This window comes from Actinomadura harenae (assembly GCF_003696215.1).
Classification (GTDB): Bacteria; Actinomycetota; Actinomycetes; order Streptosporangiales; family Streptosporangiaceae; genus Spirillospora; species Spirillospora harenae.
Map to the genome: position 1 here is coordinate 14,760 of NZ_RFFG01000094.1, position 15,643 is coordinate 30,402.

A 15,643-nucleotide genomic window follows, 5' to 3' on the forward strand; every position below is an offset into this window, starting at 1 on the left:
CCGCCATGGGTTCCAGCACCGCTCTTCCCCTGGAGCGCGAACCGGCCGCGCTCGCGATGCGGATCGGGGTCGTCGCCGCCGAGGCCGCCCTCGCCACCTTCGCGCGCAACCTCGACCTCGACGACCTCGCGGACGGCGAGATCGACTTCCGCGGCGCCATCGGCCCCGCCGAGTGGCCCGTCTTCTCCCTGGTCATCGACACCCTCGCCGAGTCGTCCCCCGGCGACGGCCGCTCCCTCGACGAGCGCCGCGCCGACGCCCTCAACGACCTCGCCCGCATCTGCATGGCCGCCCGCACCACCACCACCGCCACCACCGCACCTGCGCCCGCGCCCGCCGAGACGACCGCCGCCGCCTGATCAGCAGGGCTGTTCCGCGCGTAGTGGGTTGGGGACGGGGATGTAGGCGGCCGCGCGGTCGGGGGAGTGGGACCAGCGGGTGCGGAGGTTGGCCTTCGCCGGGACCGGGACGCCTGCGAGGAGCGCGCGGAGGCGGGGGTGGTCGCCTGCGAAGTGCGGGCGGGCCGTTCGCCATAGTTCCGGCTCGAGGTCCGGTCCGAGGTCGGGGTGCAGGTCGGCGAGCGTCGCAGCGATCTCGGTCAGGTGGTTGATGAGAAGGCAGTAGACGACGCGGTCCCAGCCCTGGTGCGCGTCGTAGGTGACGGCCTCGCGCACGCGCGCGGGGAGGTGGCCGAGGTCCCAGCGTCCGGCGACGAGTTTCGTGCCTTCCAGGTCCCGGAACGCGGCTTGGACGGGCATCCCGTTGCCGTCCACGCAGACGAGCACGTTCTGGAGGTGCGGCTCCAGGACGACGCCGTGTTCCAGATACGCGCGCAGGACGGGCGGCGCGACGTGGGTGACGTAGGCGTCCCACCAGGTCAGCGGGTCGGTGTGGACGGCGGGCAGCGCGGCCAGGCCGTCCGGGGTGGCGAGGGCGGCGGCGAGCAGCGGGCGTCCGCGCAGCCCCCGCACCCCCTGCCGGACGATCACGCCGAGCCCTTCGTGGAGGCGGCGTCCGGCGAGGGCGAGCGTCCGGTAGGCGGGCTCGGCCAGGAGCGTCGCGCCGAGCGCGGCGAACACCGGACGCAGCAGCCCGTCGAGCGCGACCGCGCCGGCGAGCTCGTACCAGGCGTTCTTCCGGACGCAGTTCGTGATCCGCACGTCCAGGCTGAACTTGAGGAACGCGTCGGCGTCCGGCAGGTACGCCGTCCGGACGGACGACGTCGGGTACGCGTCCGACGGCCCCGGGCCGAGGTCGCGGACGAGGCCGTCCGCGAACGCCCGGCGCAGGAGCGGGTCGTCCCGCAGGAGGTGGAGCTGCCACGGATGCGCGGGCAGCAGGCGCCGTCCCGGCGGCGCGGCGAAGGGTTCGAGCGCCGCGAACGCGTCCCGGTCCCCCTCCTCCACCAGCAGCGACTCCGGGACGGCGAGCCACCGGGGCCGGAACCGGGCCCGCGCCTCCGGCGCGTAGGCCAGCCACTCCGACGGCGCGCCCTGCCGGGCCTTCGGCGACGGATGGAACCGGTGCCCGAACACCAGCGACTGCTCGGACTCCACGTACGGATCGCCGCCCTCCACGGTCCGCGCCCGCGCGGCGAGGATGGCGGCGAGCGCGTCGTGGCCGTCCTCGACCTGCGCGGCGAACTCGGGGTTCGCGCGCCCGGTCGACAGCTCCAGCTCTCCGGCGATCAGGGACGCCAGGCGCGTCCGGTCCGCGGCGATCCAGGCCCCGTCGCGCCGCTCCTCGAACGGCGGGACGAGCCGGAACGACGCGCCGTGCGGCGGGCGGGCCAGCCCGGCGCGCAGCAGCACCCCGGCGCGCGGCAGCCGCATGACCAGGCGTCCGTCCCGGGGGAAGAGCTGCCGCTCCGGCCCGCACACCTCGCGGACGAGGCAGTTCAGGAGCGCGGTGGAGGTGCCGTCCGCGGCGGAGGCCACGGCGGCGGGGTGGGTCAGCGTCACATGAGGTCCCGTAGGTAGTTCGGCCCGCCCGGGCCGTAGTGCTTGTTGATGTCGGCGGCGCCGGTGCGGACCTTGTCGACCAGGGTCCCGGCGGTCACCATCGCCTTGCCGGGCAGGGCCGGCGCGTCCAGCAGGCGGGCCCGCAGGAACGCGTCGCCGCGCCGGTCGAGCAGCGCGCCGAGCCGGTCGCGGATCATCGCCAGGCCGGTCGCGCGGGGCAGCAGGCCGTGCTCGGCCAGCGCGAACGCGGGCGCGGCCGCGCACAGGTGCAGGGTGATCGTGATCAGGACGCGGGCGAGGGCCTCGCGGTCGCCGGTGCGCATCCGGTGGTCCTCGAACGGGCAGGGCACGCCGAGGACGTCCGGGTCGGCGAGCATCCCGTCGTTGTCCTTCAGCAGCAGCCGGAGCGGCGCTCCGGGCGCGAGGACGAGCGCGACGTTCTGCTGATGCGCCTCCAGTGCGATCCCGCGCCGGAACAGTGCGATGTTCCAGGCCAGCAGGACGTCCAGGTAGCGGCCGAACAGGTCGCGGACGTCCCATCGCTCGATGACGAGACCGCCGTCCGGGTGCGGTGCGGTGAGCGCGGCGACCGGGACGACGTGCGCGTTCTCCGTCGCGTCCGGGAAGCGGCGCACGAGGTAGGCGAGCAGCGGCGTCCCGGCGTGCGCGTACGTCTGCTCGTCGGCGAGCAGGACGGGATGGTCCTCCTCGGCGAGGACGCGGCGCAGCAGCCGTTCGGCGAGCGCGCCGTCGTGCAGCGTGCCCGGCACGATCGTCCGCCGGTTCCGCAACCCGAGCGTGCTCGTCGGCAGCGGCACCTTCACATGGACGCCCGGACCGGCGGCGAGCGTCCGCATCGACAGTGTCGGACGCACCGGACGGAACGCCTCCGGCAGCACCTCCGCGCGTTTCCGCACGGCCGGAACCGCCAGCGGATGCACCGGGAACAGCGTCGGATCGGGCCACCACCCGGGCGGCGTCCCGGCCGACACGATCTGGTCGGCGGGCACCCGCGCCCAGCGCAACGGGAACTCCGGCCCGTATTCGGGTGCGTATCGTCGCAGGTCAGATGGGGTGAGCCCGGCGCGGGCGCGGGAACACGGGTACACGGGGTGGTCGGTGTGCGCGGCGAGCGTCTCGTAGAACACGCCAGGCCCGAGCGGATCCGCGTCGGCGAGCCGCCGCATCACGACCGGACGCGCGCCTTCGCTCAGCAGCGTCGCCGTCAGGGCCTCCCGGCATTCGCGGGCGAACGCCGTCACGTCGTCCTGAGGGTCGGCGACCCGGCGCGCGATCGCGACCACATCGGTGAGGCGAAGCTCCTGGCGGACGTCCACGACCGCGTGGGCTAAGAACCCCGGATGTAATCCGCCTGCCGAGCCGTCCGTGCGCAGTTCGATGGGCGCGGAGCCCGGTGGGGTGAGGACGCCGTCGCGCGCGTACGAGCGCAGGCCGCCGTAGTTCTCGCGCAGCAGCGCGTCCAAAGCGCGCGCGGCGAGAACCCCTTCGGCCGACACGGAGGGGACGCGGCGGGCCCGGCCGCTGGAAGGCGACTCCTGGAGGCCGGGCCGCCGCGCGTCCGGGACGGAACCGGGGGTGGTCGTCACGCGATGGTCCAGGTGTGCGCGGCGCGGAAGCGCGCGACGGCCTCGTCGACCGCGTCGCGGGACGGGCCGACCGCGCGGATCGTCCCGAGGTAGTCGCGGTTGGAGCGGGTCAGCGGCGCGTCCACGCCGACCGGACGCAGCGGACGGTACGCCAGCCGCACCCCGCCGTCCTCCAGGTCGACGGCGTCCGGGGCGGAGGTCAGCGTGCCCGCGCGCTCCGCGAGCACCCAGTCGGCGACCGCGTGCCGGTCCGGGCGCGGACCCGCCTCCGGAAGGCGTTCGCCCAGGTGGACGCGGAGGATCCATGCGAACAGCGGCACCCCGAGCAGGTCGGCGAGCAGGAAGTCGCAGTGGTCGCCGATCACCCGGTAGTTGACCTCGATGATCCGCGCGCGTCCCTCGTGGACGACGAACTCGGTGTGGCACGCGCCGAAGCCGACGCCCAGCGCGTCCAGTTGCGCGAGGACCTGCGGCGTCTCGGGTGGAGGCGGCGCCCACTCCAGGCGCTCCTCGACGAAGTGCGGGGGAGGGGACAGGCGCGTCCGGAACGACCCGAGGACGCGCGGACCATGCCCGTCGCCGAGTGTCTCAAGGGTGTGCAGGACGCCCGGCAGGTACTCCTCCACGATCAGCGGACGGCCCGTGCCGGCCTGCGCGCGGCGCGCGGCGAGCTCGGCGGCGTCCGCGACGAGGAAGACGTCCTCGCTGGCCACGCCCTCGCGCGGCTTGAGGACGAGCGGGTACGGCGCGTCCGGCGGGACGCGGTCGGCGGGCGCCGCGAACACCGGGTCGAGCGCGGCGAGGCGGCGCCGGGTCTCGTGCTTGTTCTTCGCGGCGACGGCGGCCCGCCAGTCCTTGCCCGGCAGCCCGAGGTAGGCGGCGGCGAGCGCGACCGGCGCCTGGAGGTGGTCGGAGTTGGTGAACACCGCCCGGGCCGGGCCCGCGTTCGCGCTCGCGGCGAGGATCTCGCGGAAGTCGGTGACGTCGCAGCGCACGACCGGGCCGTCGAAGACCTCGGCGTGCGCGTCCGGACGGTCGGTCAGCACGGTCACGTCCAGGCCGAGCGCGGCGGCGGCGGGCAGGAACCCGCGCGCGACGGAGTCGGTGAGCTTGCCGGAGACGAGGTGGAGCGCGGCGGCCACGGCACCCTTTCCCGAAACGATGAGCCGAAAAGATGAGGGCGAAAAGATGAGGTTAGCCTTGCCTAACTCGAGCCGTCACCATACTGGCGGGACCCCGCCCGGTGTGCAAGAACGGCGGCATCGCGTGTTGGATGGGGCCATGGACCTTGTGGAGCGCTGGGTCGCCCTCGCCGGAGAGGCCACCCGGCACATCGGTGAGGGGCTGGCCGCCCGTTACGCCGAGCCGCACCGCCGCCACCACGACCTCGCGCACCTCACCACCGTCCTCGACCTGGTGGACGAGCTGGCCGCGCACGCCGCCGACCCCGACGTCGTGCGGCTCGCCGCCTGGTTCCACGACGCCGTCTACGACCCCGAGCGCGCCGACAACGAGGCCCGCAGCGGCCGCCTCGCCGCCCGCATGCTCGCCGACACCGACCTCGCGCCCGAGCGCGTCGCCGAGGTCGTCCGGCTCGTCGAGCTGACCGAGACGCACGCCCCGGACGACACCGACCGCGACGGCCAGGTGCTGTGCGACGCCGACCTGGCGATCCTCGGCGCGGACCCGGAGCGCTACGCCGCCTACACGGCCGCCGTCCGGGAGGAGTACGCCTTCGTCCCCGAGGAGATCTTCCGCGCCGGACGCGCCGAGATCCTGCGCGGCCTGCTCGACCTTCCGAGCCTCTTCCACACCCCCGAGGCCCGCGCCCGTTTCGAGGACGCCGCCCGCCGCAACCTCGCCACCGAGCTCCTCCTGCTGAACGCCTGACGTCCCCTAGAGTTCGGGGGCAAAGCATCTGCAAGGGAGCATGTCAGTGGACGTTGTGGAGTACATCCAGGCCAACAAGGCCCAGTTCTTCGCGGATCTCAAGGAGTGGCTGGCGATCCCGTCCATCTCCGGGGACCCGGCCCACCATGACGACGTGCGCCGCTCGGCCGACTGGCTCGCGGGCTACCTGCGCGGCCTCGGCTTCCCGACCGTGGAGGTCTGGCCGACCGCCGGACTGCCCGCCGTGTACGCCGAGTGGCCCGCCGCCGATCCCGCCGCCCCGGCCGTCGTGGTCTACGGACACCACGACGTCCAGCCGGTGACCCCGCTGGAGGAATGGGACACCGACCCGTTCACCCCGGTGGAACGCGGCGACCAGCTGATCGGGCGCGGCACGTCCGACGACAAGGGTCAGGTGTTCTTCCACACGCTGGGCCTGCGCGCGAACCTCGCCGCGAACGGGACGGACGCGCCGCCCGTGACCCTCAAGCTGCTGGTCGAGGGCGAGGAGGAGTCCGGCTCGGTGCACTTCGCCGAGCTGCTGCGCGAGCGCCGCGACCGGCTCGCCGCCGACGCGGTGATCATCTCCGACACCACGATGTGGGCCGCGGACGTCCCGTCCATGTGCACCGGGATGCGCGGCCTCACCGAGGCCGAGATCACCCTGCGCGGCGCCGAGGTCGACCTGCACTCGGGGTCGTTCGGCGGGGCCGTCCCGAACACGCTGCACGCCATGGTCGAACTGCTCGCCAAGCTGCACGACGCGGACGGCCGGGTCACGGTCCCGGGCTTCTACGACGACGTCATCCCGCTCACCGACGAGGAGCGCGAGCTGTTCGCGCGGCTCCCGTTCGACGAGGCCGCCTGGCTGGAGACCGCCGGGAACAGCCGCGCCGCGTACGGCGAGGCGGGCTTCACCACCCTGGAGCGGATCTGGGCGCGGCCGACCGCCGAGATCAACGGCATGTGGGGCGGGCACACCGGCCCCGGCGGCAAGACGATCGTGCCGCGCGAGGCGCACGCCAAGATCTCGTTCCGGCTGGTCGCCGGGCAGGAGCCCACCAAGGTCCGGGACGCCTTCGTCGCGTGGGTCGAGGCGAACACCCCGGCGGGCGTCGAGGTCGAGGTGCGCGCCCCGGGCGGCGGCGTCCGGCCGTGCTTCTCGCCGATCGACTCCGCGGGCGTCGAGGCCGCGCGCCGCGCGATGGAGAAGGCGTTCGGCACCCAGGTGCTGTTCACCCGCGAGGGCGGCTCCGGCCCCGAGGCCGACCTGGCCGACATCCTCGACGCGCCGCTGGTGTTCGTCGCGGTCGGGCTGAACGGCGACCGCATCCACGCGCCGAACGAGAAGGTCGAGATGCCCCTGCTGCTCAAGGGCGCCGAGGCCGCGGCCTACCTCTGGGACGAGCTGGGAACCGCGCTGCGCTAGCGTGACCGGGTGAGCGAAACCCCCCGGACCGGCGGCGACGGCAACGGCACGAACGGCGAGAACGGCGAGAACGGCACGGGCGGAGGCCCGCTCGAGTGGCTGGCGCTGGCGCGCGGCACGCTCGACCGGGCCGCCGACCGCCGCGGCGACGACGCGTTCCTCGCCGCGGCGTGGGACGACCCGCGCACCCGCGTCGTGGTCGTCCGGCGCGGCGAGGTCAACGTCGTCGTCGGCGACGAGCCCGCGCTCGTGCTGCTGCCTCCGGGGGACGCGCCGTCCGGCGACCGCTACTTCCTCGGCGTGGACGGCGACGGCGTCGCCTACTTCGCCGTCGCCGCCCCGCTGCCGGTCGTCGAGGGCGCCGACCCGGCCGGCCTGCGCCGGGTGGGGGCGCTGCTGCCCGACCGCGACTCCGGGCTGATGACGCACGCCGTCTCGCTGGAGCAGTGGCACGAGACGCACACCCACTGCCCGCGCTGCGGCACGCGGACGGAGATCCGGCAGGCCGGGCACGTCCGGCGCTGCCCGAACGACGAGAGCGACCACTTCCCGCGCCTCGACCCGGCCGTGATCATGCTGGTCACCGACCGGGACGACCGGGTGCTGCTGGCGCGCGGCCCGCAGTGGCCCGCCGACCGCCGGTCCATCCTCGCCGGGTTCGTCGAGCCCGGCGAGTCGCTGGAGCAGGCCGTGGCCCGCGAGGTGCGCGAGGAGGTCGGGCTGTCGGTCCGGGACGTCCGCTACCTGGGCAGCCAGCCGTGGCCGCTGCCGCAGAGCCTCATGATCGGCTTCACCGCCGTCGCGGACGCCGCCGAGCCGATCGTCCCGGACCCGGTCGAGATCCGCGACGCCGCCTGGTACACCCGGGACGAGCTGACCGAGGCCATCGCGTCCGGACGGATCGTCGCGCCCGGCCCGCTGTCGATCGCCGCGCAGCTCATCATGCGCTGGTACGGCGGCCCGCTCCCCAAGATGCCCCTCTTCTGACCGGCCCCCTGGTCCCCGGCCGGGCCCGGCTTCACACGTTCGCGGGGTTCAGACGTTCGCGGGGTTCACACGCCCTCGGGGACGCGGTCGAGGCGGAGCGGCGCGGACGCCGAGCCGCCCTCCTCGTGCCGCGCGACCAGGTAGACCGCGACGAGGTAGGCCAGGTCGAGCACGGCCGTCGCGATCATCAGGTAGGGGAGCAGCGGGCCGTGCCGCCACGGCTCGTCCCGCGCCCAGATCCAGCACGCGCCGGACGCCAGCGCCGTCCCGACGCCCTTGGTGAGCGCGATCCACACCGACTGCCCGCGCGTGGATCCGCGCGCGATCAGCATCGACAGGAACAGCCCGGACATCATCAGGTTCTGCCCGAACGCGGCGAACGTGGCGAGCCCGTGGTCGAACTGGCGGCTCACCAGGTCCACGCCGAGATAGCCCATGACCAGCACGGACGCCAGCATCGCGAGGAAGCCCCAGCGCGGCAGGAAGCGGAACTCGCGCGGGCCGTGGGCGATGACGAGGCCGAGGATGACCACGTCGAACCCGAACCAGACGTAGTTGACGACCAGCTGCATCCCGTCGCCCGGCCGGACGAAGGAGAACAGGAACTCCCAGCCGAGGTTGGCGCCGAGCGCGGCGATCGGCATGCCGTAGGTCCGCTCGCGGCGGCTCGTCCAGATGATCAGCAGGTAGGTCGCCGTCCAGGCCAGCCCGGAGCCGAGCGACAGCACGTCCGCCACGTCCAACGTGAATTCCCTTCGCGTCATCGACGGGGCCACGCTAGCCATAACGGACATCTCCCCGGAATGCCGAAGGCCCTTCCGTTATCCGAACGGAAGGGCCTCGCGGGAGTGCGGCGGGCGGTCAGGCGCCGGAACCGGCGGCCGACCTGCCCCGCGTCAGGCGCCGATGAGGCGCTTGACCTCCTTGGCGCTGGGATTGGTCAGGACGACCTCGCCCGCGTCCGGCGTCTGGATCACGAGGGTGGGGACGGTCTGGTTGCCGCCGTTGACGCTCATCACGAACTCGGCGGCCTTCGGGTCGCGCTCGATGTCCACCTCGACCATCTCGATGCCGTCGCGCCCCAGCTGGGTCTTGAGGCGGCGGCAGAAACCGCACCACGTGGTGGTGTACATGGTGATCCGGCCCTGCTGGTCGGACTTCTCGGCGGCCTTCGTCGTCATCGCTCTCGTCGGCTCCTCACCTGGACGGACGGGGGATCGGGCTGGGGACAGGGGTCGTGCTCCGCACGCAAGGAATCGTGCTCTGGACGACAACGCCCGGCCGTCCCCGGGCATTCCGGCCCGCCCGTCCCCGAGCATTCCGCCCGGCCTGACACCATGGGGGGATGCAGGCGGAGGCGGTGCTGGCGGGACTGGACCCCGAGCAGCGGGCGGTGGCGGAGGCGACGCGCGGCCCGGTGTGCGTGCTGGCGGGCGCGGGCACGGGCAAGACCCGCGCGATCACCCACCGGATCGCGTACGCGACCCTGACCGGCGTGGTCACCCCGCAGCGGGTGCTGGCCGTGACGTTCACCACACGCGCCGCGGGCGAGCTGCGGTCCCGGCTGCGCGCGCTCGGCGCGCCCGGCGTGCAGGCCCGCACCTTCCACGCCGCCGCGCTGCGGCAGCTGTCCTACTTCTGGCCGAAGGTGGTCGGCGGCGACCCGCCGAAGATCATCGAATCCAAGATCGGGCTGGTCCGGGACGCGGCGCGCGAGTGCGGGATCCGCGAGTCCGACCCGTCGAAGCTGCGCGACATCGCGTCCGAGATCGAGTGGGCCAAGGTCACCCAGCACCGGCCCGAGGACTACATGGACGCCGCGTCCCGCGCGGGCCGCAGGCCGTCCACCGACGTGGTCGAGGTCGCCCGGGTCTACGCCGAGTACGACCGGCTGCGCCGCGAGCGCAACCTGCTCGACTTCGAGGGCATGCTCGAACTGACCGTCGCCATCCTGCACGACGAGCCGCAGGTGCTCCGGCAGGTCCGCGACCAGTACCGGTTCTTCGTCGTGGACGAGTTCCAGGACGTCAACCCCCTGCAGAAGATGCTCCTGGACACCTGGCTCGGCGACCGCGACGACCTCTGCGTCGTCGGCGACCCGAACCAGACGATCTACTCCTTCACCGGCGCGACCTCGTCCTACCTGCTCGACTTCACCAAGGAGCACGAGGCGGCCAAGGTCGTCCGGCTCGTCCGCGACTACCGCTCCACCCCGCAGGTCGTGAGGCTCGCCAACGAGGTGATCGGACGGGCCCGGGGCGACGCCGCGAAACGCCACAAACTCGAACTCGTCGCCCAGCGCGAGGACGGCCCGGACCCGGTCTTCAGCGAGTACGGCGACGACGTGTCCGAGGTCGCCGACATCGCGCAGCGCTGCCGCAAGCTCATCGAGGAGGGCGTCCCGGCGCGCGAGATCGCGATCCTGTTCCGGATCAACGCGCAGTCCGCCCGCATCGAGGAGGCCCTGAGCGGCGCGGGCGTCCCGTACGTCCTGCGCGGCGCGGAACGGTTCTTCGAACGCCCCGAGGTGCGGGAGGCCGTCGTCCGCCTCCGGGGGGCCGCCCGCGCCGGCGGCGACGCCGAGCTCGACGGCCTCGGGCTCATCCAGACCGTCCGGCACGTCCTCATGGGCGCGGGGCTCACCGACGCGCCGCCCGAGGGCGCGGGCGCGGCCCGGTCCCGCTGGGAGTCCCTCGCCGCCCTCGGCCAGCTCGCCGAGGACATGGCGGTCGACAACCCGTCCGCCGGCCTCGCCGACTTCGTCGCCGAGCTCGAGGAGCGCGCCGCCGCCCAGCACGCGCCGACCCTGGAGGGCGTCACCCTCGCGTCCCTGCACGCCACCAAGGGCCTGGAGTGGGACGCGGTGTTCGTCATGGGCCTCACCGACGGCATGGTGCCGATCAAGTACGCCGAGACGCCCGAGCAGGTCGAGGAGGAGCGCCGCCTCCTCTACGTGGGCGTCACCCGCGCCCGCGCCCACCTGCACCTGTCGTGGGCGCTGTCCCGCGACCCCGGCGGCGACCGCTACCGGCAGCCGTCCCGCTTCCTGGACGGCCTGACCAGCAAGACCGGCACGCCCGTGCCCGCCCGCGTCGACCGCGCCGCGTCCCGCCGGACGCGCCGCTCCGGCCCGCAGCCGTGCCGGGTCTGCGGCCGTCCGCTCACCGCCGCGATCGAGCAGAAGCTCGGCCGCTGCGAGGACTGCCCGGCCGAGCTGAACGAGGAGGTCCTCCTCGCCCTCAAGGACTGGCGCGCCCGCACCGCCGAGGAGCGCCGCGAACCCGCCTTCGTGATCTTCACCGACTCGACCCTCCAGGCGATCGCCGAGCGCGCCCCGTCCTCCCTGGACGAACTGGCGCGGATCCCCGGCGTCGGCCGGGTCAAACTCGACCGCTTCGGCTCGGACGTCCTGTCCCTCCTGGGCGGCCGCTGACGCCGCACGGCGGGGGGTGAGAGCCCGCTCACACGCCCCCGTTCGGGATACTGATCCCCGTGAAGGAATCAGTGAAGGCGCTGCTGGACATCCTCGACCTGGAGCAGATCGAGAACGACATCTTCCGGGGCCGCAGCCCCGAGGACCGCCAGCAGCGGGTGTTCGGCGGCCAGGTCGCCGGCCAGGCCCTCGTCGCCGCCGGGCGCACCGTCCCGCCGACCCGCGCCGTGCACTCCCTGCACGCCTACTTCATCCGGCCCGGCGACCCGTCCGTGCCGATCGTCTACCAGGTGGACCGGGTCCGCGACGGCCGCTCCTTCACCACCCGGCGCGTCCTGGCCATCCAGCACGGCAAGGCGATCTTCAGCCTCTCGGCGTCCTTCCAGATCACTGAGGACGGCCCGACCCACCACGCCCCCATCCCGGACGCCCCGGACCCCGAGTCCCTGCCGACCGCCCTGGACCGCCTCATCCCGGTCTTCGGCGAGCGCGCCGCCGAGGAGTTCGTCAACCGCCGTCCCTTCGACGTCCGGCACGCCACCCCCCTGACCTGGGAGGCCGCCAAGGACACCACCCTGGCCACCCCGGAGTCCAAGGTCTGGCTCAAGGTCGACGACGACCTCCCCGAGGACCCCCTCCTCCACGTCTGCCTCATGACCTACGCGTCGGACATGACGCTCCTCGACACCGTCCTGCTCAACCACGGCCTGGCCTGGGGCGACAAGCGCACCATGGGCGCCTCCCTCGATCACGCCATGTGGTTCCACAAGCCCTTCAGAACCGACGACTGGCTCTTGTACTACCAGGACACCCCCTTCGCCGGCGGCGCCAGAGGCTTGGCCCGCGGCCAGATCTTCACCCGAGAAGGCGACCTCGTCGCCTCCGTCATGCAAGAGGGCCTAATCCGCGTAACCGACAGCTGACCAGCTGAAACGCGAGTGTTGCTGTGTTCGTGAGCTACGCGCGCGTTGGCAATCCGAAGGCGGATTTGAAGTCGCGGAAGCTGAAGGAAGTTCTTCGCGCGCCCGTCTCCGCCTGCCGCCATTGTCAGCCGTCGTTGCACGTCCTTCATCAGAATCACTGTGCGGGGAGTGTGCGGAGATCAGCCAATGGATCCAGGTGTTCGTGCTTGAGGGGGGAGTGCGCGCTCGGCCGCGCGCGCTGATGAATCGCCCCCGCTGCCCGCGAGTGGGATTCGGCTCAGCCGTGATCGCCATTGGCTCGCGCACGTCGTAGTCGACCGCCATCACCTCGGAGGGGAGTCAGTGGAGGACTGGAACCCGTGGGCGGTCAAACCTAACGCCGAGCGGGATCGGTGGGAGCTCACGCCGCTTCATGGTGTCGGGCCGCTGGCATTCGGGATGAACGCGGACCAAGTGGCGGTCGCGCTCGGTGTGCAGCCCGCTGACCTCCGAGGATGGGAGGCCGTCGGGTACAGCGTCCAAGAGTGCGGTGTGCACCTGTATTTCGTGGAGGAGCGGCTGGCCGCCATCGCCGGCGACATGCGGACCGGCCCCCAGATCACTCTGGATGGCGTCGACCTGGTGGCACAGGTCCCGTCGGTCATGGAGCAGTGGCTGCAGGACTACCTCGCAGCCAGAGATCTGCCCTTCTACTATGGCGGCAACTACGAGCCCGGCTCGCTGGACCTTGGGCTCTACCTCCGTGTTCAACGCGCCGGTGACCATCTCCTCACTCGCCCGCTCATGGTCAACGCCGCCCTCGCGGACGACTCGGAACGGATCCCCCGCCGAGAATGGTCCGTCATCTAAGCGGGCCTCCGCCACGACATCGCCTACCTCGGGCGGCTTCCTGCACGGGACGTCGCGTTCGCCAGCCGCACCGAGACCCCCCTTCGCCGGCGGCGCCAGGGGCCTGGCCCGAGGCCAGATCTTCACCCGCGACGGCGACCTCGTCGCCTCCGTTATGCAGGAGGGGCTCATTCGTGTTACCGACGGCTGATGGCGGCGGGTGTCACTGGGTTTCCTGGATCTTGGTGGCGTTTCCGCCGTTGAAGTGGACGGTGGCGTTGTGCGGGGCCGCCTGGACCCACTTGTCGATGCCGTCCAGGCTGCAGTGCATGTTGGGGCCGGAGCTCGTGCCGTCGGGGCAGGTGCCGCTCGCGACGACCAGGACGGTGTCCTGGGTGGTGAAGAAGGCGGTGTCGCCGACGGTGTACTTGCCCGGGGCCAGGTAGCGCAGTCGTCCCCACTTGGACGTGATCTGGCAGGCGCCCTGCCGGATGGGCGACAGGTTCGCGTCGCAGGGCTTGGACGCGGGGCCGGGCTGGGAGCCGTGGGAGCCGGGGGTGGACGCCCTGGGGGTCCGGGTGGGCGTGCCGCTCGTCGGGCCGGTCTCGCTCGGAGCGGACGCGGTGGAGCCGGGGCCGGTGGAGCCGGGCGCGGCCTCGACCTTGCCGCTGGCGTTGAAGTTGCAGGCCGTCAGGCTGAGCGCCAGCGCCGCGGTCACGCCGGTGAGCAGGATCTTGCGCATGGGGGGAGCTCCCAACCGTGGTGCGCGGTCTCCGTGATCGCGCTGTACGGGGTGTGATGCGGGCTCCGTCCCGGGGGTTGGTGCGGCGCGACGTGATCAATCCGACCCGTCCCGCGCCGAACCCGACCCACGAATTCGGCGTCTGGATCTCCTGAGAGGGCGAAGAAGTTCGCGCCCTACGAGATTCGCCAGAAAACGCCCCCGACCTGGGCGTACCGCACCATGGCGGCACGCCCAGGCGTGGACTACGGGCGCGGGGCCCGGCGGGACTCCCGCTGCTTCAGTTCCTCCTCGGGGACGAGCTTGAGGAAGTGCTCGCCTGGAGGGCACAGGGCGTGGACGACGAAGCGGGTCCACTGGTCGGTGAGGTTGTTGGCGCCCTTGTAGTGGATGGGGTCGCCGCCCGTCTCCCAGAACGCCTCTCCGGCGCGGATGACGCGTTCGGGTTCGCCTTCCATCTCGAAGAGCATCTCCCCTTCGATCATGTATCCGAAGACGGGGCCGGGGTGGCGGTGCGGCGGGGCTCCCGGGTTTCCCGGCGGCAGTTCGACGAGGATGGTCATCACGCGGGCCTCGTCGGGGATGTCCGGCTGCTGTTCCTGAAGGACGGTCACTGAGCTCGTCGGCTGTTCCACGTTCCGCATGTCATGGAACCTAGGCCGCGATGGATCGCGGGTTTGGGCCGTTTCGCCGCTGCCGGATCGGGCCGCTTCACGGCGCGGTGAGGACGCGGAGCCTGTCGACGAGCGCGCGGATCGCGGCCTCGTAGGCGTGGGACGCCGGGGTTCCGTAGCCGACGATGAGGGACGGCGGACGGTCGCGCCGGGGTGCCGGACGCTCGTACTGGCCGAGCGGATGGACGTGGATCGACGCGTCCCGGAGGGCCTTGACGACGGTCGTCTCGTCCGGCGCGTGGGACGGCAGTTCGAGGATCGCGTGCAGGCCCGCCTCGACGCCGAGGACGCGGGCGCCCGGCAGGCCCGTCCGGACGGCCTCGGCGAGCAGGTCGCGGCGCGCGCGGTAGGAGCGCCGGACGGTGCGCAGGTGCCGGTCGTACCCGCCGGTGTCGATGAGCCGGGCGAGCGCGAGCTGGTCGAGGGGAGTGGTGCCCCGGGCGCGGCGCTTGGCCTCGATGAGGGGTTCGAGCAGGTGGGGCGGGCAGGCGATCCAGCCGAGCCGGACGGTCGGCCCCAGGGTCTTGCTGGTGGATCCGACGTAGACGGTCCGGGACGGACGCCGCGCCTGGAGCGCCCCGACGGGACGCCGGTCGTAGCGGAACTCCCCGTCGTAGTCGTCCTCGACGATCCAGCCGAGCGTCTCGTCCGCCCAGGCGAGGAGCTCGGAGCGGCGGGCGGGCGACATGGTCGTCCCGAGGGGGAACTGGTGGGCCGGGGTGCAGACGGCGACCTCGGCGCCGGAGGCCTCGAGGGCCGCGAGGGAGACGCCCTCCGCGTCGACGGGGATGTCGGCGACGGGCAGCTTCGCGGCGACGATCGTGACGTGGTCGCCGATGGCGGGGGTCTCCATGCCGACCGCCCGCACGCCGAGCCCCGCGAACGCGGTGGCGAGCAGGTCGAGCGCCTGCGTGTAGCCCGAGCAGATCAGCAGGTTGGCCGGGTCGACGCGCACGCCGCGGACGCGTCCGAGGTAGGCGGCCAGCGTCGTCCTCAGCTCGGGGCGGCCCCGGGTGTCGCCGAAGCCGAACGCGTCCGCCGGGGCCTCCCGCAGGACGTGCCGCATGGCGCCCGACCAGGCGTCGCGGGGGAAGGCGCGGGTGTCGGGCCGTCCGGGGACCAGGTCGTGCCGGACGGCGTCCGGCGTGGCCCGTCCGCGGACGGGCGGC

General features: G+C 73.1%; 15 protein-coding genes and 1 pseudogene. 8 read left to right on the plus strand and 8 right to left on the minus strand.

Annotated features, from left to right (window positions below):
• The first annotated feature begins 5 nt into the window (after positions 1–5).
• A complete protein-coding gene (locus EBO15_RS34180) occupies positions 6–359 on the plus strand; it encodes a hypothetical protein (protein ID WP_122198613.1) in 354 nt (117 codons plus the stop codon).
• On the opposite strand, the gene EBO15_RS34185 is transcribed toward EBO15_RS34180, so the two are convergent.
• From EBO15_RS34185 to EBO15_RS34195, 3 genes are read right to left on the minus strand one after another with little or no spacing between them, the layout of a single operon-like run.
• On the minus strand, positions 360–1,961 hold the full coding sequence (locus EBO15_RS34185) for an IucA/IucC family protein (protein WP_122198614.1): 1,602 nt from the start codon (positions 1,959–1,961) through the stop codon (positions 360–362).
• On the minus strand, positions 1,958–3,568 hold the full coding sequence (locus EBO15_RS34190; RefSeq protein ID WP_233616620.1) for an IucA/IucC family protein: 1,611 nt from the start codon (positions 3,566–3,568) through the stop codon (positions 1,958–1,960). The genes EBO15_RS34185 and EBO15_RS34190 overlap by 4 nt, the downstream gene beginning before the upstream one ends.
• Positions 3,565–4,710 (minus strand): ATP-grasp domain-containing protein, encoded by a 1,146-nt coding sequence (locus tag EBO15_RS34195; RefSeq protein WP_122198615.1) that lies wholly within the window; start codon positions 4,708–4,710, stop codon positions 3,565–3,567. The genes EBO15_RS34190 and EBO15_RS34195 overlap by 4 nt, the downstream gene beginning before the upstream one ends.
• 139 nt (positions 4,711–4,849) lie before the next feature.
• On the opposite strand from EBO15_RS34195, the gene EBO15_RS34200 reads away from it, so the two are divergent.
• The 3 genes from EBO15_RS34200 to nudC all read left to right on the plus strand — a co-directional run bounded on the left by EBO15_RS34200 (position 4,850) and on the right by nudC (position 7,874).
• The gene (locus EBO15_RS34200) at positions 4,850–5,458 is read left to right on the plus strand and encodes an HD domain-containing protein (protein ID WP_122198616.1); all 609 of its coding nucleotides are present in this window, start codon (positions 4,850–4,852) and stop codon (positions 5,456–5,458) included.
• A gap of 40 nt (positions 5,459–5,498) precedes the next feature.
• Positions 5,499–6,887: a dipeptidase gene (locus tag EBO15_RS34205; RefSeq protein WP_378239194.1), complete on the plus strand. Its 1,389-nt coding sequence runs from the start codon at positions 5,499–5,501 to the stop codon at positions 6,885–6,887.
• A gap of 99 nt (positions 6,888–6,986) precedes the next feature.
• Positions 6,987–7,874 (plus strand): NAD(+) diphosphatase, encoded by an 888-nt coding sequence (gene nudC, locus EBO15_RS34210; RefSeq protein WP_122198630.1) that lies wholly within the window; start codon positions 6,987–6,989, stop codon positions 7,872–7,874.
• Positions 7,875–7,939: 65 nt separating this feature from the next.
• Here the strand turns inward: nudC and EBO15_RS34215 are convergent, their stop codons facing one another.
• Entirely contained in the window at positions 7,940–8,638 is a 699-nt protein-coding gene (locus EBO15_RS34215; RefSeq protein WP_122198618.1) for a transmembrane-type terpene cyclase, read from the minus strand.
• Positions 8,639–8,770: 132 nt separating this feature from the next.
• Positions 8,771–9,055, minus strand: a complete 285-nt coding sequence (locus EBO15_RS34220; RefSeq protein WP_122198619.1) for a glutaredoxin domain-containing protein — start codon at positions 9,053–9,055, stop codon at positions 8,771–8,773.
• Between the two features lie 164 nt (positions 9,056–9,219).
• Between EBO15_RS34220 and EBO15_RS34225 the strand changes: the two genes are divergently transcribed.
• The 4 genes and pseudogenes from EBO15_RS34225 to EBO15_RS34240 form a co-directional block, all read left to right on the plus strand.
• Entirely contained in the window at positions 9,220–11,307 is a 2,088-nt protein-coding gene (locus tag EBO15_RS34225) for an ATP-dependent DNA helicase UvrD2 (protein WP_122198620.1), read from the plus strand.
• A gap of 59 nt (positions 11,308–11,366) precedes the next feature.
• Positions 11,367–12,230 (plus strand): acyl-CoA thioesterase II, encoded by an 864-nt coding sequence (gene tesB, locus EBO15_RS34230; protein ID WP_122198621.1) that lies wholly within the window; start codon positions 11,367–11,369, stop codon positions 12,228–12,230.
• A 342-nt stretch (positions 12,231–12,572) separates the two neighbouring features.
• Positions 12,573–13,079 carry a hypothetical protein gene (locus EBO15_RS45505; RefSeq protein WP_122198622.1) on the plus strand — a complete coding sequence of 169 codons (507 nt, stop codon included), beginning with the start codon at positions 12,573–12,575 and terminating at the stop codon, positions 13,077–13,079.
• A 79-nt stretch (positions 13,080–13,158) separates the two neighbouring features.
• A pseudogene (locus EBO15_RS34240) lies at positions 13,159–13,269 on the plus strand (acyl-CoA thioesterase II); the annotation flags it as partial.
• 12 nt (positions 13,270–13,281) lie between these two features.
• Here the strand turns inward: EBO15_RS34240 and EBO15_RS34245 are convergent.
• The 3 genes from EBO15_RS34245 to EBO15_RS34255 all read right to left on the minus strand — a co-directional run.
• Complete coding sequence (locus EBO15_RS34245) at positions 13,282–13,800, minus strand: hypothetical protein (protein ID WP_122198623.1); 519 nt, start codon at positions 13,798–13,800, stop codon at positions 13,282–13,284.
• A gap of 245 nt (positions 13,801–14,045) precedes the next feature.
• Positions 14,046–14,444, minus strand: a complete 399-nt coding sequence (locus EBO15_RS34250; protein ID WP_122198624.1) for a cupin domain-containing protein — start codon at positions 14,442–14,444, stop codon at positions 14,046–14,048.
• Positions 14,445–14,511: 67 nt separating this feature from the next.
• The coding region (locus EBO15_RS34255; protein WP_147481788.1) for an aminotransferase-like domain-containing protein at positions 14,512–15,643 on the minus strand (1,132 nt) is incomplete at its 5' end.